This is a genomic window from Leclercia pneumoniae (assembly GCF_017348915.1).
GTDB lineage: Bacteria > Pseudomonadota > Gammaproteobacteria > Enterobacterales > Enterobacteriaceae > Enterobacter > Enterobacter pneumoniae.
In genome coordinates this window covers 4,211,793-4,231,116 of record NZ_CP071383.1, presented here as the reverse complement: position 1 = coordinate 4,231,116, position 19,324 = coordinate 4,211,793, and the positions used below count along the sequence as shown (strand labels likewise).

The following is a 19,324-nucleotide window of genomic DNA, read 5'->3' as shown; positions in this document are numbered from 1 at the left end:
TATTTTGTCATCTCCCTTTATAAAGCCACGTAAAACCCCTGTCGTCAATTGCTGCGAAAACGGTTCAGCAAACGAAAAAATGCAGGCAATTTACGAAATTTAATTCGCTTTGTGTCAGATAAGAGATGCTTATGAGAATGTGATGGAGATCGCGGGAAATTTCCCTTCACTTAACCCTCTCCCACGGGGAGAGGGTATTTAAATACCCTCGTCTCTTTGGGAAGAGAGCAGGGTGAAGAGGCAGTTTTAATGCCAGCAGAAGTGATGCACAACCTGGGTTATCAATTCGCGGGTAGGTTTGATAAAGCGGGTTTCCAGATACTCATCCGGCTGGTGGGCCTGGTTGATGGAACCCGGGCCAAGCACCAGCGTCGGGCAAAGGGTCTGAATAAACGGCGCTTCGGTGCAGTAGTTCACCACGTCGGTTTTCTCACCCAGCAGCTTTTCAACCACCTCAACCAACTGGTGGTCAGGCGGGCATTCGTAGCCAGGGATCGGCGGATGCAGCTCAGAGACCGTCAGACGGCCCGGCCAGCGCTCGCTTACCGGGGCCAGTGCTTCATTCAGCAGGCCGTCGAGATCGCTCAGCGTCATGCCGGGTAGCGGACGAATGTCCATATGCAGCTCACAGCAGGCGCAGATGCGGTTAGACGCATCGCCGCCGTGCAGGCTGCCAAGATTCAGCGTTGGGTAAGGAACGGTGAAGGCATCATAGTGATAACGCTCCTTCAGGTCATCACGCAGCGTCATGATGCGGCCAATGGCATCGTGCATCAGTTCAATGGCGTTTACTCCACGCGCCGGATCGCTCGAATGGCCAGACTGACCCATCACGCGTACCGCGGTGGAGATATGGCCTTTATGGGCGCGGATCGGCTGCAGGGAGGTGGGCTCGCCAATAATGGCGCAATCAGGGCGGATTGCGGTGTTTTCAGAGAAGTAGCGTGCCCCCGCCATGCTGGTCTCTTCATCGGCGGTCGCCAGAATGTAGAGCGGCTTTTTAAGCGTCGTCACGTCCACGTCACGCAGTGCGTCGAGAATAAAGGCGAAGAAGCCTTTCATGTCGGCGGTGCCCAGCCCGTAGAGTTTGTTCTCATGTTCGGTCAGGGTGAAGGGATCGCGCGTCCAGCGGCCATCGTCAAAGGGTACGGTATCGGTATGCCCGGCCAGTAATAAGCCACCAGCGCCCTGGCCGGTACTGGCCAGCAGATTGAATTTGTTGCGCGTACCGGGAACGGGCTGAACTTCCACCTTAAAGCCGAGATCGCTGAACCAGCCTGCAAGCAGATTGATTAAAGTCTCATTACTTTGATCCAGCGCTTCTTCCGTTGCACTGATTGACGGTGTGGCAATCAGGGCGCGGTAAATCTCGATAAATGGTGGCAAATTCATTTTCATTGTTGACATACCTTAGGTCGTGATAGTATCAATATTCATGCAATATATGTGAATAAAAATACACTAACGTTGAGCATAAAGGAACCCGATGTTGAATACGCTGATTGTAGGTGCTAGCGGCTATGCGGGCGCAGAGCTGGTTAGCTACGTGAATCGCCATCCTCATATGACCATAACCGCTTTGACCGTGTCAGCGCAAAGCAATGATGCCGGAAAATTAATTTCTGATTTGCATCCGCAGCTTAAGGGCATTGTGGATCTGCCGCTGCAGCCGATGTCCGACATCAGTGAATTTACCGACGGCGTGGATGTGGTGTTTTTAGCCACCGCACATGAGGTCAGCCACCACCTGGCACCGCAATTTTTGGCGGTCGGCTGCGTGGTATTCGACCTTTCTGGTGCGTTCCGCGTTAACGACGCCGGGTTCTATGAAAAATATTATGGTTTCACGCATCAGCACCCGGATCTGCTTGAAAAAGCAGTGTATGGCCTGGCGGAGTGGAGCGCAGAGAAAGTAAAAGAAGCTAATCTGATTGCCGTGCCGGGCTGTTATCCGACTGCAGCACAGCTTTCGTTGAAACCGCTGATCGACGCGCATCTGCTGGATCTGACCCAGTGGCCGGTGATCAATGCCACCAGTGGCGTGAGTGGAGCCGGGCGCAAAGCCGCCATCTCTAACAGCTTCTGTGAAGTGAGCCTGCAACCGTACGGCGTGTTCAATCATCGCCATCATCCGGAAATTACCACCCATCTGGGCGCAGAGGTGATTTTTACTCCGCACCTGGGCAGTTTCCCGCGTGGGATCCTCGAAACCATTACCTGCCGCCTGCAGCCGGGCGTGACGCAAGAACAGGTGAAAGAGGCCTTCACGCATGCCTATGCAGATAAACCGCTGGTGCGTCTGTATGACAAAGGCGTGCCGGCGCTGAAAAACGTCGTCGGCCTGCCGTTCTGCGATATCGGCTTTGCCGTCCAGGGCGAGCATCTCATTGTGGTGGCGGCAGAGGATAACTTACTTAAAGGCGCTGCCGCGCAAGCCATGCAGTGTGCCAATATTCGTTTCGGCTTCCCTGAAACGCAGTCTCTTATTTAAGGTGTGATGATGAATCCATTAATTATCAAACTCGGTGGCGTACTGCTGGATAGTGAAGAAGCGCTGGAGCGTCTTTTTACCGCGCTGGTGAACTACCGTGAGTCGCATCAGCGTCCGCTGGTGATCGTGCACGGTGGCGGCTGCGTAGTGGATGAGTTGATGAAAGGGCTCAACCTGCCGGTGAAAAAGAAAAACGGGCTGCGCGTTACCCCTGCCGACCAGATTGACATCATTACCGGTGCGCTGGCGGGGACGGCCAATAAAACGCTGCTGGCGTGGGCGAAGAAGCATCACATTGCTTCCGTTGGCCTCTATCTGGGCGATGGCGACAGCGTAAAAGTTACCCAGCTCGATGAAGAGCTCGGCCACGTTGGACTGGCGCAGCCTGGTTCGCCTAAGCTGATCAACACTCTGCTGGAAAGCGGGTTCCTGCCGGTGGTGAGCTCTATCGGCGTGACCGAAGAGGGCGAGCTGATGAACGTCAACGCAGACCAGGCAGCTACCGCGCTGGCGGCAACATTGGGCGCAGACCTGATCCTGCTCTCTGACGTGAGCGGCATTCTGGACGGCAAAGGCCAGCGTATCGCGGAGATGACCGCAGCAAAAGCCGAGCAGCTGATTGACCAGGGCATTATCACCGACGGCATGATTGTGAAAGTGAACGCGGCGCTGGATGCTGCCCGCACGCTGGGCCGCCCGGTAGATATCGCCTCCTGGCGCCACGCTGAGCAACTGCCGGCGCTGTTCAATGGCACGCCGATTGGCACGCGTATTCTGGCATAACCATTTATTGATTTACCGCAGGCCGGGAACGCGACGCGACACCCGGCAGAACTAACGAATAAAGGAAGCATGTTATGGCACTTTGGGGTGGGCGTTTTACACAGGCAGCGGATCAACGTTTCAAACAGTTCAACGACTCTTTGCGCTTTGACTACCGCCTGGCCGAACAGGATATCGTCGGCTCTGTGGCCTGGTCCAAAGCGCTGGTCACCGTGGGCGTACTGACCGCAGACGAACAGCTGCAGCTGGAAGAGGCGCTGAATAATCTGCTGGAAGAGGTGCGTCTGGATCCACAGCAAGTCCTCCAGAGTGATGCCGAAGATATACACAGCTGGGTGGAAGGCAAGCTGATCGACAAAGTCGGCCAGTTGGGCAAAAAACTCCACACTGGCCGTAGCCGTAACGACCAGGTGGCGACCGATCTGAAACTGTGGTGTAAAGAGACCGTCGCTGATTTGCTGGCCGCGACCCGTCAGCTGCAGAGCGCGCTGGTAGAGACCGCGCAGAACAACCAGGACGCGGTGATGCCGGGTTATACCCACCTGCAGCGCGCGCAGCCGGTGACCTTTGCTCACTGGTGTCTGGCCTACGTAGAGATGCTGGCACGTGATGAAAGCCGTCTGCATGATACGCTGAAACGTCTGGATGTTAGCCCGCTGGGTAGCGGTGCGCTGGCTGGCACCGCTTATGAAATCGACCGTGAACAGCTGGCAGGCTGGCTGGGCTTTGCCTCCGCCACCCGTAATAGCCTGGACAGCGTCTCTGACCGCGACCACGTGCTGGAGCTGCTCTCCAATGCCTCAATCGGGATGGTTCACCTGTCGCGCTTTGCCGAAGATCTGATTTTCTTCAACTCCGGTGAAGCCGGGTTTGTTGAGCTGTCAGACCGCGTGACCTCCGGCTCTTCTCTGATGCCGCAGAAGAAAAACCCGGATGCGCTGGAGCTGATCCGCGGCAAGTGTGGCCGCGTGCAGGGCGCGCTGACCGGCATGATGATGACCCTGAAAGGGCTGCCGCTGGCGTACAACAAAGATATGCAGGAAGACAAAGAGGGGCTGTTCGACGCGCTCGACACCTGGCTGGATTGTCTGCATATGGGCGCACTGGTGCTGGATGGCATTCAGGTGAAACGTCCGCGTTGCCAGGAGGCGGCCCAGCAGGGTTATGCCAACTCGACCGAGCTGGCAGATTACCTGGTAGCGAAAGGCGTACCCTTCCGTGAAGCGCACCACATTGTGGGCGAAGCGGTGGTCGAAGCGATCCGTCAGGGGAAACCGCTGGAGGATCTGCCCCTGACTGACCTGCAGAAATTCAGTGCGGTGATTGGGGAGGATGTTTATCCGATTCTGGCGCTGCAGTCGTGCCTGGATAAGCGTGCGGCCAAAGGCGGCGTATCGCCGAAGCAGGTGGCCCAGGCCATTGCGGATGCGAAAACCCGCCTGGTCTGATTAGTGCGGGCTGGTGCCCTCACCCCGGCCCTCTCCCACGGGGAGAGGGTGCAAACACTAAAATGGCAACTTCGGTTGCCATTTTGCTTTTATCCCCGGGCTTTTTTACGCAAAAAAAATGCGGACCACGGGGTCCGCAAAAGTTCACGTTGGCTTTAGTTGTTCGAGTTTGAGAGAAACTCGTTTGACGGGCGGGGACGTCAAGGGTCAAACACGTACCGCCTCGTCTATGTGGTGTATTATTCAACAGAATGCTTGATAGGGATAATCGTTCGTTGCTATGCTATCTATCGCCATGAACTATCGTGGCGACGGAGGATGAATAATGAATATTCGTGATCTTGAATACCTGGTGGCGTTAGCTGAGCATCGTCATTTTCGCCGGGCGGCTGACTCCTGCCACGTTAGCCAGCCTACGCTGAGCGGCCAGATCCGCAAACTGGAAGATGAGCTTGGCGTGATGCTGTTGGAGCGCACCAGTCGTAAAGTGCTGTTCACTCAGGCAGGTCTTCTGCTGGTGGATCAGGCGCGTACCGTGCTGCGCGAGGTCAAAGTGCTCAAGGAAATGGCAAGCCAGCAGGGGGAAACCATGTCCGGCCCGCTGCATATTGGCCTGATCCCTACCGTTGGCCCGTACCTGTTGCCGCAGATTATTCCGCTGCTGCATCAGACCTTCCCGAAACTCGAAATGTATCTCCACGAAGCGCAAACCCATCAGCTGCTGGCGCAACTGGATAGTGGCAAGCTCGACTGTGCCATCCTGGCGCTGGTGAAAGAGAGCGAAGCCTTTATCGAGGTGCCGCTGTTTGATGAGCCAATGATGCTGGCGATCTATGAAGATCACCCGTGGGCGAACCGCGATCGCGTGCCGATGGCCGATCTGGCCGGGGAAAAGCTGCTGATGCTGGAAGACGGTCACTGCCTGCGCGATCAGGCAATGGGCTTCTGTTTCGAAGCGGGGGCGGATGAAGATACTCACTTCCGCGCAACCAGCCTGGAGACGCTGCGCAACATGGTGGCGGCGGGAAGCGGTATTACACTGCTGCCGGCGCTGGCCGTACCGCGCGAGCGCAAACGTGATGGCGTGGTCTATCTGCCGTGCATTAAGCCTGAACCGCGCCGCACTATTGGCCTGGTTTATCGTCCGGGATCACCGCTGCGCAGCCGCTATGAGCAGCTGGCAGAGGCCATCCGAGGGGCGATGGATGGCCATTTCGATAATGCGTTAAAACAGGCGGTTTAAACCGTTCAGTGCAGCGACCCGATAGGCTTCTGCCATGGTCGGGTAGTTAAAGGTGGTGTTAACAAAGTATTCAATAGTGTTACCACCCCCTTTTTGCTCCATGATGGCCTGGCCGATATGAATGATTTCCGCGGCGCGTTCACCAAAGCAGTGGATGCCGAGGATCTCTTTCGTCTCGCGATGGAACAAAATCTTCAGCGTACCCACGCTCATCCCCACGATCTGCGCCCGCGCCAGATGTTTAAACTGGGCACGACCGACCTCGTAAGGCACCTTCATAGAGGTCAGCTGCTGTTCGGTTTTACCCACAGAGCTGATTTCTGGAATGGTATAGATGCCGGTCGGAATATCCTCAATCAGATGCGCCGTCGCTTCACCTTTTACCAGTGCCTGTGCGGCAATGCGTCCCTGATCGTAGGCCGCAGATGCCAGACTCGGATAGCCGATGACATCACCAACCGCGTAGATATGCGGTAGCGCGGTCTGGTACATGCTGTTGACCTTCAACTGACCACGGCTGTCGGTCTCAAGGCCGATCTTTTCCAGCGCCAGAGAGTCGGTATTACCGGTACGGCCGTTAGCATAAAGCAGGCAATCCGCTTTCAGCTTTTTGCCGGACTTCAGGTGCATGATCACCCCGTCGTCGCAGCCTTCGATTTTCTCGTACTCTTCGTTGTGACGAATCACTACTCCACTGTTCCAGAAGTGATAGGAGAGGGAGTCGGACATCTCTTGATCGAGGAACGCCAGCAGACGGTCACGGGTGTTGATGAGATCAACTTTCACATCCATGCCACGGAAGATTGACGCGTATTCACAGCCAATTACCCCTGCGCCATAGATGATGACGTGGCGAGGTTCATGATGCAGGCTGAGAATGGAGTCGCTGTCGTAGACGCGTGGGTGCGAGAAATCGACATCTGCCGGACGGTACGGGCGGGAGCCACAGGCGATAATAAATTTCTCTGCCGTTAGGGTCTCGACAGAACCGTCGTGGCACTCCAGCGCCAGCGTGTGTTCATCCACAAAATGGGCATTCCCCTGCAAGATCTCGCAATGGTTACGCTCATAAAAACCCTGACGCATCCGTGTTTGCTGGTTAATCACGTTATCGGCATGATTCAGGATATCGGCAAAAGAGGAGCGAAGAAGTCGGGAATGGTCGCTGTAAAGAGGGTTCTGGTTGAATTCAATGATGCGGCTAACGGCGTGGCGGAGGGCTTTCGAAGGGATGGTGCCCCAGTGGGTGCAACCGCCGCCAACATTATGGTAGCGCTCTATCACCGCTACTCTGGCTCCCTGTTTAACCAGTCCCATAGCAGCGCCTTCGCCGCCGGGGCCGGAACCAATAACTATTGCGTCGTAATCGTAGGAATGTGGCATGGCAAGGCTTACCTGTTCTTATACATAAAAGCAACAGAATCATAACATCATTGCCAGAGTAACCCAATTATCGTTGTGCTTTTTTCGCGCAGTGGAGCACAAACCGCGCGTAAACAATCATTAACAAAGCCAGGCAAATCGATTAATTTTAAACTCTGGTATAGTGCCAGCAGGGCTTTGGAAGGATTCAATTATCGTGATGGGCGTAAGAGCACAACAAAAAGAGAAAACCCGGCGTTCGCTGGTGGAAGCGGCATTCAGTCAACTGAGTGCTGAGCGGAGTTTTGCCAGTTTGAGCCTGCGCGAAGTGGCGCGCGAGGCCGGAATTGCGCCAACGTCCTTCTATCGTCATTTCCGTGATGTGGATGAGCTGGGACTAACCATGGTGGATGAGAGCGGCCTGATGCTGCGTCAGCTGATGCGCCAGGCGCGCCAGCGTATTGCCAAGGGCGGTAGCGTCATTCGCACCTCGGTCTCTACCTTTATGGAATTTATTGGCAACAATCCCAACGCATTTCGTCTGCTGTTGCGTGAACGTTCCGGTACTTCGGCCGCGTTCCGTGCTGCCGTCGCGCGTGAAATTCAGCATTTCATCGCGGAACTTGCCGACTATCTTGAACTCGAAAATCATATGCCGCGTGCCTTCACGGAAGCGCAGGCCGAGGCGATGGTCACGATTGTTTTCAGTGCAGGTGCCGAAGCACTGGATGTGGGTATTGAACAACGTAAGCAACTCGAAGAGCGACTGGTATTACAGCTGCGGATGATCTCCAAAGGCGCGTATTACTGGTATCGCCGTGAACAAGAAAAGATGGCACATCAAATCGACGAAGGTGAGTAATGAAACATTCTGGTCAGGATAAAGGTACGCTGTTGCTGGCATTGATCGCTGGCTTGTCTATCAATGGTTCTTTTGCCGCTATTTTTAGCTCCATTGTGCCATTCTCGATCTTCCCTATGATTGCGCTGGTACTCACGGTGTACTGCCTGCATCAGCGTTATCAAAATCGCACCATGCCGGTCGGGCTTCCGGCGCTATCAGCGGCGTTTTTTGTCCTGGGCGTCTTGCTCTATAGCACCGTGGTGCGCGCAGAGTATCCGGACATTGGCTCTAACTTCCTGCCGGCCGTACTCTCTGTCGCGCTGGTGTTCTGGATTGGCATCAAAATGCGTAGCCGCAAGCATCACTTGCCGGAGTAAGCGTTTTATTTAGCCGTCAGTAACACACCACACTCCATATGGTGGGTGTAGGGGAATTGATCAAACAGAGCCAGACGTTCAACCTTGTGCGTCTGGCTTAACGTTTCCAGATTCTTACAGAGGGTTTCCGGGTTGCAGGAGATATAGAGGATACGCGGATACGCCTGCACCATCTTCTCCGTTTCACTGTCCAGCCCACTACGTGGGGGATCGACAAAAATCGTCTCGCACTGGTAGCTCTTAAGATCAATGCCCTGCAAGCGGTTGAATTCACGCACGCCATTCATCGCCTGCGTGAATTCTTCTGCGGCCATGCGGATAATCTGCACATTATCAATATGGTTCGCTGCAATGTTGTACTGCGCCGCCGCCACGGACGGCTTAGCAATCTCGGTTGCCAGCACCCGTTCAAAGTTGCGTGCCAGCGCCAGCGAGAAGTTACCGTTACCGCAGTAAAGCTCAAGCAGATCGCCCGTTGACCCTTCCGTCGCATTCAATGCCCATTCCAGCATCTGTACGTTCATAGCCGCATTCGGCTGAGTAAAGCTGTTCTCAACCTGGCGGTAGATCATCTCTTTACCTGCCACCGGCAGACGTTCATCGACGTAATCCTGGTCGAGCATAATTTTGGTTTTGGTAGCACGGCCAATAATGTGGACGTTAATGTTTTGCGCCCGCAGCGCGTCGCGCAGAGCTTCTGCCTGCTCACGCCACTCATCGTTTAGCGCTTTGTGATACAGCAGTGAAACAATGGCCTGATTACTTTGCGTGGTCAGATAGTCAATCTGGAACAGTTTATGACGCAGCACCGGGTTATTACGTACCCCTTCAATCATCAGCGTCATTAATTGATTAATTAATTCACTCGCTGCGGGGAACGTGTCCACGCGAATTCGGGATTTGGTCTGCTGGTCGAAAATGATGTGATACAGATCGTCGCCATCGTGCCAGATACGAAATTCGGCGCGCATACGATAGTGGCTGACCGGCGAACGAAACACCTCGGGAACGGGCGCTGCAAAAGGGGTCATCATACTTTGCAGGCGGACGACCTTCTCGGCCAGTTGCGCGTCGTACTGATCTGTCGGGAGGTGTTCGGGGGTCATGATGCGTCCTGAGTGAGAATGAATTACGCGGGGATTGTAGGGATTGTGCAGGGGATGTCCAGATTTAATGGCTAATAGCTATCTGGACATCTATACGTGTCTAATTGTAGCATTCTGTTTCCGGTCTCAATGAGTGAAAAGGGAATCCAGTGGAAATCTGGAGCTGACGCGCAGCGGTAAGGATTGGCAGGATGAATGTTGTAGACACTGTGAAAATGGGAAGTCTTCATCCATATAACGCCACCCAGCCCGAAGACCTGCCGGGATCACGTCGCATTTGGTTTCATCATCGCGTGCTATAGATGAGGCCTGCGGCATCCTTCTTATATTGTGGATGCTTTTTACAATGATTAAAAAAATATCGCTGTGTACGGCGCTGTCCGTCACGGCATTTTCGGGCTGGGCGCAAGATAACGCCAGCACGATGGTGGTGACGGCAAACCGTTTCGAGCAACCTGTTAACTCAGTCTTAGCCTCAACGGATATCGTAACCCGTGAGGATATCGACCGCTGGCAGTCTAAAGATCTTATTGATGTGATGCGTCGTTTACCCGGCGTGCAAATTGCACAGAACGGCGGGATGGGGCAATCAAGCTACGTCTATATTCGCGGGGCGGAAGCTCGCCATACGCTGGTTTTAATTGACGGTATTCCGCTGGCAAAATCCGGTATCACGGGGATTTCTGATTTTAGCCAACTCCCTCTCTCTCTTGTTCAGCGCATTGAATTGATTCGCGGGCCACGTTCGGCAGTCTATGGTGCCGATGCGATTGGTGGCGTCGTCAATATTATCACCCAGAATTCACAGCCTGGCGGCAAAGTTCAGGCGAGTATGGGGTCTCATCATTATCAGCAGTACGATGCTACTGTGCGCCAACAGCTGGGCGAAGCGACGCTGGCGACGATCGCGGGCTCCTTCACCGAGACCCAGGGATTTAATGTCCAGCCCACCTCTACCTACTCCGGTGACCGCGATGACGATGGTTTCCGTAACAAAACCTTCTGGGCGGGCCTGAATCATAATTTTACTCAGGAGATTTCCGGGTTCGTTCGTGGTTATGGCTATAGCAATAACACAGCCTATGACGCGGGCTATGCACGCCAGGTTTATAACCACACCTATGAAACCGGTCTGGCATGGAGTCACGATAATTACTCGACGCAACTGACGGGGAGTTATCAGAAATACAAAGATTACAACTACTCCAGCGTGTCAGGGATGTATAACGCCGGCACATCGCTCGACAATATGACGCAGAAAAACGTCCAGTGGGGTAACAGCCTGGCGGTAGGCTACGGCACGGTAAGCGCGGGCATTGACTGGCAACAGCAGAAGTTGACGTCAGAGGATCTGAGTAATTCCGATGATTATAAGCGTGACAATACCGGCTATTACCTGACTGCTCAGCAGAAGCTGGACACAGTGACGCTGGAAGGCTCCGTTCGTGGGGACGATAACGAACAGTTTGGCTGGAATGGCACCTGGCAGACGGCCGCAGGCTGGGAATTTGTACCTGACTACCAGCTTACTGTCTCTTACGGAACGGGGTTCCAGGCACCAACGCTGGGGCAGATGTATGGCCAGAGCCGTCTGTTCATCACCTCGAATCCAGATCTGAAAGCGGAAAAATCGGGTCAGTTCGAAGTGGGCGTTCAGGGGTTAACCGGGCCTGTTAACTGGCGCCTGGCCGCTTACCAGAACAAGATTAAGGATCTGATCGATTACTACTCCCCTGATTTTGGCTTCACGGGAACCTATTTCAATACCCAGTCCGCTACGATTAAAGGCGTAGAGCTGAGTGGTGACTTTGAAACAGGCCCGGTGACGCACCGTCTGAGCGCTGAATATCTGGATCCGCGTCGAGACTCTGATAACGAGGTTCTGGCACATCGCTCTCGCCAGCAATATAAGTATCAGCTGGACTGGGCCATGTTCGGGTTTGATATGGATCTGTCTTATCAATATTTCGGTAAAAGCTATAACAACAACTCGAATCAGTTCTCGAGCGTGCAGCGCCGCATGCCATCTTATAGCCTTTTAGATCTGTCAGCTTCATATCCTGTCACCTCTCATCTGACAGTTCGTGGTAAAATAGCCAACCTGTTCGATAAAGATTACGAGACAGTTTATGGCTATCAAACTGCAGGACGGGAGTACACCTTGTCTGGCAGCTACACCTTCTGATCCACGCCCTACCGTGCTGGTGTTTGACTCCGGCGTCGGTGGGCTGTCGGTCTATGATGAGGTTCGGCATCTCCTGCCGGACCTTCATTACATCTACGCTTTCGATAACGTGGCATTCCCGTACGGAGAGAAGAGCGAAGACTTTATTGTCGAGCGCGTAGTGGAAATCGTCACGGCCGTACAACAACGCTACCCCCTGGCATTGGCAATTATTGCCTGTAATACGGCGAGTACTGTCTCTCTTCCTGCCCTGCGTGAGAAGTTTCCCTTCCCAGTGGTCGGCGTGGTCCCTGCGATTAAACCAGCGGCTCGTTTGACGGCCAATGGTGTGGTTGGCTTGCTTGCAACGCGCGGGACGGTAAAGCGTCCTTATACGCGTGAGCTGATTGAGCGCTTTGCCAATGAGTGCCAGATAGCCATGCTGGGTTCTGCCGAGCTGGTCGAAATCGCAGAAGCGAAGCTGCACGGTCAACCGGTGCCGCTGGAAGAGTTACAGCGCATATTGCGCCCGTGGCTGCGTATGGCTGAACCACCAGATACCGTTGTGTTGGGTTGTACTCATTTCCCGCTATTAAAAGATGAACTGCTTGCCGCGTTACCGGAAGGGACTCGCCTGGTGGACTCCGGAGCGGCCATTGCACGAAGAACAGCATGGTTACTTGAAAATGAAGCGCCAAATGCAAAATCTTCTGATGCGAATATCGCTTACTGCATGGCATTGACTGCAGAAACTGAGCAACTTTTACCCGTTTTACAACGTTATGGCTTCGAAACGCTCGAAAAACTGGCGCTATAGCACCATTTTGCGCAAAAAAGAGACGGTTGAACGTTTTTTTTAAAAGAGGGGTTGTCAACGTCTGAGAACTCCCTATAATGCGCCTCCACTGACACGGAACAACGGCTTACAGGCCGCCGGGTTAGCGGGGTTCAGAGATGAACGCCAGCAGAGAAAAGCGAAAATAAACGCTTGACTCTGAAAGAGGAAAGCGTAATATACGCCACCTCGCAACGGTGAGCTGAAAGCCGCGTTGCACTGCTCTTTAACAATTTATCAGACAATCTGTGTGGGCACTCAAAGTGACATGGATTCTTAATGTCTTCGGACAATAAATGAATACCAAGTCTCTGAGTGAACACGTAATTCATTACGAAGTTTAATTCACGAGCATCAAACTTAAATTGAAGAGTTTGATCATGGCTCAGATTGAACGCTGGCGGCAGGCCTAACACATGCAAGTCGGGCGGTAACACAGGGAGCTTGCTCCTGGGTGACGAGCGGCGGACGGGTGAGTAATGTCTGGGAAACTGCCTGATGGAGGGGGATAACTACTGGAAACGGTAGCTAATACCGCATAACGTCGCAAGACCAAAGAGGGGGACCTTCGGGCCTCTTGCCATCAGATGTGCCCAGATGGGATTAGCTAGTAGGTGGGGTAATGGCTCACCTAGGCGACGATCCCTAGCTGGTCTGAGAGGATGACCAGCCACACTGGAACTGAGACACGGTCCAGACTCCTACGGGAGGCAGCAGTGGGGAATATTGCACAATGGGCGCAAGCCTGATGCAGCCATGCCGCGTGTATGAAGAAGGCCTTCGGGTTGTAAAGTACTTTCAGCGAGGAGGAAGGCATTAAGGTTAATAACCTTGGTGATTGACGTTACTCGCAGAAGAAGCACCGGCTAACTCCGTGCCAGCAGCCGCGGTAATACGGAGGGTGCAAGCGTTAATCGGAATTACTGGGCGTAAAGCGCACGCAGGCGGTCTGTCAAGTCGGATGTGAAATCCCCGGGCTCAACCTGGGAACTGCATTCGAAACTGGCAGGCTAGAGTCTTGTAGAGGGGGGTAGAATTCCAGGTGTAGCGGTGAAATGCGTAGAGATCTGGAGGAATACCGGTGGCGAAGGCGGCCCCCTGGACAAAGACTGACGCTCAGGTGCGAAAGCGTGGGGAGCAAACAGGATTAGATACCCTGGTAGTCCACGCCGTAAACGATGTCGACTTGGAGGCTGTTCCCTTGAGGAGTGGCTTCCGGAGCTAACGCGTTAAGTCGACCGCCTGGGGAGTACGGCCGCAAGGTTAAAACTCAAATGAATTGACGGGGGCCCGCACAAGCGGTGGAGCATGTGGTTTAATTCGATGCAACGCGAAGAACCTTACCTACTCTTGACATCCACGGAACTTAGCAGAGATGCTTTGGTGCCTTCGGGAACCGTGAGACAGGTGCTGCATGGCTGTCGTCAGCTCGTGTTGTGAAATGTTGGGTTAAGTCCCGCAACGAGCGCAACCCTTATCCTTTGTTGCCAGCGGTCCGGCCGGGAACTCAAAGGAGACTGCCAGTGATAAACTGGAGGAAGGTGGGGATGACGTCAAGTCATCATGGCCCTTACGAGTAGGGCTACACACGTGCTACAATGGCGCATACAAAGAGAAGCGACCTCGCGAGAGCAAGCGGACCTCATAAAGTGCGTCGTAGTCCGGATTGGAGTCTGCAACTCGACTCCATGAAGTCGGAATCGCTAGTAATCGTAGATCAGAATGCTACGGTGAATACGTTCCCGGGCCTTGTACACACCGCCCGTCACACCATGGGAGTGGGTTGCAAAAGAAGTAGGTAGCTTAACCTTCGGGAGGGCGCTTACCACTTTGTGATTCATGACTGGGGTGAAGTCGTAACAAGGTAACCGTAGGGGAACCTGCGGTTGGATCACCTCCTTACCTTAAAGAACCTGCCTTTGTAGTGCTCACACAGATTGTCTGATGAAAATTAGCAGTAAAAAATCTCTGCAGGCTTGTAGCTCAGGTGGTTAGAGCGCACCCCTGATAAGGGTGAGGTCGGTGGTTCAAGTCCACTCAGGCCTACCAAATTCCTGCTGAAGCTGCGTTGCGGCGACAGGAATTGCGGTTCACGAGATTAACTACGATGGGGCTATAGCTCAGCTGGGAGAGCGCCTGCCTTGCACGCAGGAGGTCTGCGGTTCGATCCCGCATAGCTCCACCATCCTTTTACTGCGATAACAAGAAAACTTCAGAGTGTACCTGAAAAGGTGCGCTGCGAAGTTTTGCTCTTTAAAAATCTGGATCAAGCTGAAAATTGAAACGACACACATGTTATGTGTGTTCGAGTCTCTCAAATTTTCGCAATCAGAAGTGAAACATCTTCGGGTTGTGAGGTTAAGCGACTAAGCGTACACGGTGGATGCCCTGGCAGTCAGAGGCGATGAAGGACGTGCTAATCTGCGAAAAGCGCCGGCGAGGTGATATGAACCTTTGACCCGGCGATGTCCGAATGGGGAAACCCAGTGCAACTCGTTGCACTATCGTTAACTGAATACATAGGTTAACGAGGCGAACCGGGGGAACTGAAACATCTAAGTACCCCGAGGAAAAGAAATCAACCGAGATTCCCCCAGTAGCGGCGAGCGAACGGGGAGCAGCCCAGAGTCTGAATCAGCTTGTGTGTTAGTGGAAGCGTCTGGAAAGTCGCACGGTACAGGGTGAAAGTCCCGTACACGAAAACACACTTGCTGTGAACTCGAAGAGTAGGGCGGGACACGTGGTATCCTGTCTGAATATGGGGGGACCATCCTCCAAGGCTAAATACTCCTGACTGACCGATAGTGAACCAGTACCGTGAGGGAAAGGCGAAAAGAACCCCGGCGAGGGGAGTGAAAAAGAACCTGAAACCGTGTACGTACAAGCAGTGGGAGCACCCTAGTGGTGTGACTGCGTACCTTTTGTATAATGGGTCAGCGACTTATATTCTGTAGCAAGGTTAACCGTATAGGGGAGCCGAAGGGAAACCGAGTCTTAACTGGGCGTTAAGTTGCAGGGTATAGACCCGAAACCCGGTGATCTAGCCATGGGCAGGTTGAAGGTTGGGTAACACTAACTGGAGGACCGAACCGACTAATGTTGAAAAATTAGCGGATGACCTGTGGCTGGGGGTGAAAGGCCAATCAAACCGGGAGATAGCTGGTTCTCCCCGAAAGCTATTTAGGTAGCGCCTCGTGAACTCATCTTCGGGGGTAGAGCACTGTTTCGGCTAGGGGGCCATCCCGGCTTACCAACCCGATGCAAACTACGAATACCGAAGAATGTTATCACGGGAGACACACGGCGGGTGCTAACGTCCGTCGTGAAGAGGGAAACAACCCAGACCGCCAGCTAAGGTCCCAAAGTCATGGTTAAGTGGGAAACGATGTGGGAAGGCACAGACAGCCAGGATGTTGGCTTAGAAGCAGCCATCATTTAAAGAAAGCGTAATAGCTCACTGGTCGAGTCGGCCTGCGCGGAAGATGTAACGGGGCTAAACCATGCACCGAAGCTGCGGCAGCGACACTTAGGTGTTGTTGGGTAGGGGAGCGTTCTGTAAGCCGTTGAAGGTGTGCTGTGAGGCATGCTGGAGGTATCAGAAGTGCGAATGCTGACATAAGTAACGATAAAGCGGGTGAAAAGCCCGCTCGCCGGAAGACCAAGGGTTCCTGTCCAACGTTAATCGGGGCAGGGTGAGTCGACCCCTAAGGCGAGGCCGAAAGGCGTAGTCGATGGGAAACAGGTTAATATTCCTGTACTTGGTGTTACTGCGAAGGGGGGACGGAGAAGGCTATGTTAGCCGGGCGACGGTTGTCCCGGTTTAAGCATGTAGGCGGAGGTTCCAGGTAAATCCGGTTCCTTTTTAACGCTGAGGTGTGATGACGAGGCACTACGGTGCTGAAGTAACAAATGCCCTGCTTCCAGGAAAAGCCTCTAAGCATCAGGTAACACGAAATCGTACCCCAAACCGACACAGGTGGTCAGGTAGAGAATACCAAGGCGCTTGAGAGAACTCGGGTGAAGGAACTAGGCAAAATGGTGCCGTAACTTCGGGAGAAGGCACGCTGATGTGTAGGTGAAGCCCCTGCGGGTGGAGCTGAAATCAGTCGAAGATACCAGCTGGCTGCAACTGTTTATTAAAAACACAGCACTGTGCAAACACGAAAGTGGACGTATACGGTGTGACGCCTGCCCGGTGCCGGAAGGTTAATTGATGGGGTTAGCGGCAACGCGAAGCTCTTGATCGAAGCCCCGGTAAACGGCGGCCGTAACTATAACGGTCCTAAGGTAGCGAAATTCCTTGTCGGGTAAGTTCCGACCTGCACGAATGGCGTAATGATGGCCAGGCTGTCTCCACCCGAGACTCAGTGAAATTGAACTCGCTGTGAAGATGCAGTGTACCCGCGGCAAGACGGAAAGACCCCGTGAACCTTTACTATAGCTTGACACTGAACACTGGTCCTTGATGTGTAGGATAGGTGGGAGGCTTTGAAGCGTGGACGCCAGTCTGCGTGGAGCCATCCTTGAAATACCACCCTTTAATGGCTGGTGTTCTAACGTAGACCCGTAATCCGGGTTGCGGACAGTGTCTGGTGGGTAGTTTGACTGGGGCGGTCTCCTCCTAAAGAGTAACGGAGGAGCACGAAGGTTAGCTAATCCTGGTCGGACATCAGGAGGTTAGTGCAATGGCATAAGCTAGCTTGACTGCGAGAGTGACGGCTCGAGCAGGTGCGAAAGCAGGTCATAGTGATCCGGTGGTTCTGAATGGAAGGGCCATCGCTCAACGGATAAAAGGTACTCCGGGGATAACAGGCTGATACCGCCCAAGAGTTCATATCGACGGCGGTGTTTGGCACCTCGATGTCGGCTCATCACATCCTGGGGCTGAAGTAGGTCCCAAGGGTATGGCTGTTCGCCATTTAAAGTGGTACGCGAGCTGGGTTTAGAACGTCGTGAGACAGTTCGGTCCCTATCTGCCGTGGGCGCTGGAGAATTGAGGGGGGCTGCTCCTAGTACGAGAGGACCGGAGTGGACGCATCACTGGTGTTCGGGTTGTCATGCCAATGGCACTGCCCGGTAGCTAAATGCGGAAGAGATAAGTGCTGAAAGCATCTAAGCACGAAACTTGCCCCGAGATGAGTTCTCCCTGACTCCCTGAGAGTCCTGAAGGAACGTTGAAGACTACGACGTTGATAGGTCGGGTGTGTAAGCGTAGCGATACGTTGAGCTAACCGATACTAATGAACCGTGAGGCTTAACCTTACAACGCCGAAGCTGTTTCGGCGAAGAGACAGAGACAATTTTCAGCTGTGATACAGATTTAACAGAATTTGCCTGGCGGCTTTAGCGCGGTGGTCCCACCTGACCCCATGCCGAACTCAGAAGTGAAACGCCGTAGCGCCGATGGTAGTGTGGGGTCTCCCCATGCGAGAGTAGGGAACTGCCAGGCATCAAATTAAGTAGTAAGCCGGTGCACTAACCCGGTGGTTACAAAAAGAATACGGTGGAGCGGTAGTTCAGTCGGTTAGAATACCTGCCTGTCACGCAGGGGGTCGCGGGTTCGAGTCCCGTCCGTTCCGCCACTTATTCAAATTAAGCCTGCTTTATAAGCAGGCTTAATGGTAAGAAAATTTAGGGGCGTAGCTCAGTTGGTAGAGCACCGGTCTCCAAAACCGGGTGTCGCGAGTTCGAGTCTCTCCGCCCCTGCCATATAAGAATCCTTTGCTACGGCAAAGGATTTTTTTTGCCTGCAAATCCTCCTCTTTCCCTCAACACAGGCTCTCATTAGCATCCTTGCTAACCCGATTCATTAGTCCATCACGTTGATTTTTAGAAGATCTTTTATCTGCCCTTGCTTATCGCTATTTTGTAGCCAAATAGCATATAGCGGACGCTGAAGCGTCGCCGAATCGGCCACTGTATGTAACCCCGCTTTGGTACTTGCCCATCGTTGCGGCAACCAGGTGCAGCCTTTCAGCAGTGCGAGTTGCTGACAGGCGATTTCTGCCGAACTGGTCGTCAGAAGAGGCACGTCTTCGGCAGTGATCAACCCTGCTTCATGTTGCTGAAAGTCCGGCCCCCACTCTAATCGCAGGTAATTCAGGTCGCTTTTCATGACCGCAGGTTCAGAGGCGTAAAGCGCCAGCGTGAACTGACCAAGTATTTGGCTGCTAAATTCGTCCATTTTCGGTGCTTCGGTGGTGATAAGCAGATCCAGCTGTCTTTCATGGAGTTGCTTAACCAAAGACTGCCGTTGCGCAATGCGCGCCTCAAATTGCAGGTGACCATGTGAACGATAGAGACGGTTAAGCCACGGACTTAACATACACTCCCACAGTGAAGCGCTGGCACCAATAGAGAACTCGTTATGCCGCGAGGTATGCGCGACCTCTTTACGCGCAGCCTGCCAGGTATTCATCAACGTCTCAGCATAGGGCAGTAACTTCTCTCCTGCCGTCGTCAGGCGAATGTTATTGCGATGACGAGTGAACAGATTGACGCCCAATTGGTTTTCAAGCTGTCGAATACGAAAGCTGACGGCCGACTGAGTGAGGTAAAGCGCTTCAGCGGCGCGACCGAAGTGTCGCGTTCTGCTCACTTCGAGAAAAGTTTTTAGCAATTCCGTATCCACGGTTTTCTCCGCAAAATAATTTGTCGTTATGATTTAAATG

The 19,324-nt window shown here is 53.5% G+C and carries 12 protein-coding genes, 4 tRNA genes, 3 rRNA genes and 1 riboswitch; of the genes, 15 read left to right on the top strand and 4 right to left on the bottom strand.

Features of this window, described 5'->3' with window-relative positions; all coding sequences use genetic code 11:
- Positions 1-246: 246 nt before the first annotated feature.
- On the bottom strand, positions 247-1,398 hold the full coding sequence (gene argE / locus JZ655_RS20535) for an acetylornithine deacetylase (protein WP_207292625.1): 1,152 nt from the start codon (positions 1,396-1,398) through the stop codon (positions 247-249).
- A gap of 88 nt (positions 1,399-1,486) precedes the next feature.
- On the opposite strand from argE, the gene argC reads away from it, so the two are divergent.
- From argC to oxyR, 4 genes are all read left to right on the top strand, one after another.
- A complete protein-coding gene (gene argC / locus JZ655_RS20530) occupies positions 1,487-2,491 on the top strand; it encodes an N-acetyl-gamma-glutamyl-phosphate reductase (RefSeq protein ID WP_207292624.1) in 1,005 nt (334 codons plus the stop codon).
- Between the two features lie 6 nt (positions 2,492-2,497).
- Positions 2,498-3,274, top strand: coding sequence for an acetylglutamate kinase (argB, locus tag JZ655_RS20525; protein ID WP_207292623.1), 777 nt, complete (start codon positions 2,498-2,500; stop codon positions 3,272-3,274).
- A gap of 74 nt (positions 3,275-3,348) precedes the next feature.
- Positions 3,349-4,722, top strand: coding sequence for an argininosuccinate lyase (argH, locus tag JZ655_RS20520; RefSeq protein ID WP_207292622.1), 1,374 nt, complete (start codon positions 3,349-3,351; stop codon positions 4,720-4,722).
- A gap of 325 nt (positions 4,723-5,047) precedes the next feature.
- Entirely contained in the window at positions 5,048-5,965 is a 918-nt protein-coding gene (gene oxyR, locus JZ655_RS20515) for a DNA-binding transcriptional regulator OxyR (protein WP_040078048.1), read from the top strand.
- Here the strand turns inward: oxyR and sthA are convergent.
- Entirely contained in the window at positions 5,948-7,348 is a 1,401-nt protein-coding gene (sthA, locus tag JZ655_RS20510; protein WP_207292621.1) for a Si-specific NAD(P)(+) transhydrogenase, read from the bottom strand. The two genes, oxyR and sthA, sit on opposite strands and share 18 nt — an antisense overlap.
- A 196-nt stretch (positions 7,349-7,544) precedes the next feature.
- On the opposite strand from sthA, the gene fabR reads away from it, so the two are divergent.
- Together fabR and JZ655_RS20500 are read left to right on the top strand one after the other, a co-directional pair.
- Positions 7,545-8,189 (top strand): HTH-type transcriptional repressor FabR, encoded by a 645-nt coding sequence (gene fabR / locus JZ655_RS20505; protein WP_040078051.1) that lies wholly within the window; start codon positions 7,545-7,547, stop codon positions 8,187-8,189.
- Entirely contained in the window at positions 8,189-8,548 is a 360-nt protein-coding gene (locus JZ655_RS20500) for a YijD family membrane protein (protein ID WP_046886226.1), read from the top strand. Before fabR ends, JZ655_RS20500 begins: the two co-directional genes overlap by 1 nt.
- A gap of 5 nt (positions 8,549-8,553) precedes the next feature.
- Here the strand turns inward: JZ655_RS20500 and trmA are convergent, their stop codons facing one another.
- Positions 8,554-9,654 carry a tRNA (uridine(54)-C5)-methyltransferase TrmA gene (gene trmA / locus JZ655_RS20495; protein ID WP_207292620.1) on the bottom strand — a complete coding sequence of 367 codons (1,101 nt, stop codon included), beginning with the start codon at positions 9,652-9,654 and terminating at the stop codon, positions 8,554-8,556.
- Between the two features lie 104 nt (positions 9,655-9,758).
- A riboswitch (cobalamin riboswitch) is annotated at positions 9,759-9,933 on the top strand.
- Positions 9,934-10,000: 67 nt separating this feature from the next.
- Here trmA and btuB point away from each other — a divergent pair.
- The 9 genes from btuB to JZ655_RS20450 all read left to right on the top strand — a co-directional run bounded on the left by btuB (position 10,001) and on the right by JZ655_RS20450 (position 18,362).
- Positions 10,001-11,839 carry a TonB-dependent vitamin B12 receptor BtuB gene (gene btuB / locus JZ655_RS20490; protein ID WP_207292619.1) on the top strand — a complete coding sequence of 613 codons (1,839 nt, stop codon included), beginning with the start codon at positions 10,001-10,003 and terminating at the stop codon, positions 11,837-11,839.
- On the top strand, positions 11,784-12,635 hold the full coding sequence (gene murI, locus JZ655_RS20485; RefSeq protein ID WP_040078055.1) for a glutamate racemase: 852 nt from the start codon (positions 11,784-11,786) through the stop codon (positions 12,633-12,635). The genes btuB and murI overlap by 56 nt, the downstream gene beginning before the upstream one ends.
- Before the next feature lie 380 nt (positions 12,636-13,015).
- Positions 13,016-14,555 (top strand): 16S ribosomal RNA (locus JZ655_RS20480).
- Positions 14,556-14,625: 70 nt separating this feature from the next.
- Positions 14,626-14,702, top strand: a tRNA-Ile gene (locus JZ655_RS20475).
- A gap of 60 nt (positions 14,703-14,762) precedes the next feature.
- Positions 14,763-14,838, top strand: a tRNA-Ala gene (locus JZ655_RS20470).
- Positions 14,839-15,009: 171 nt separating this feature from the next.
- A 23S ribosomal RNA gene (locus JZ655_RS20465) occupies positions 15,010-17,915 on the top strand.
- Between the two features lie 71 nt (positions 17,916-17,986).
- Positions 17,987-18,102, top strand: a 5S ribosomal RNA gene (gene rrf, locus JZ655_RS20460).
- The 16S, 23S and 5S rRNA genes sit together here with 4 tRNA genes alongside, the layout of an rRNA operon.
- Before the next feature lie 56 nt (positions 18,103-18,158).
- Positions 18,159-18,235 (top strand) — tRNA-Asp (locus tag JZ655_RS20455).
- 51 nt (positions 18,236-18,286) lie between these two features.
- Positions 18,287-18,362: transfer RNA gene (locus tag JZ655_RS20450), tRNA-Trp, on the top strand.
- Positions 18,363-18,462: 100 nt separating this feature from the next.
- On the opposite strand, the gene hdfR is transcribed toward JZ655_RS20450, so the two are convergent.
- On the bottom strand, positions 18,463-19,314 hold the full coding sequence (hdfR, locus tag JZ655_RS20445) for an HTH-type transcriptional regulator HdfR (protein ID WP_172657828.1): 852 nt from the start codon (positions 19,312-19,314) through the stop codon (positions 18,463-18,465).
- Positions 19,315-19,324 lie beyond the last annotated feature (10 nt).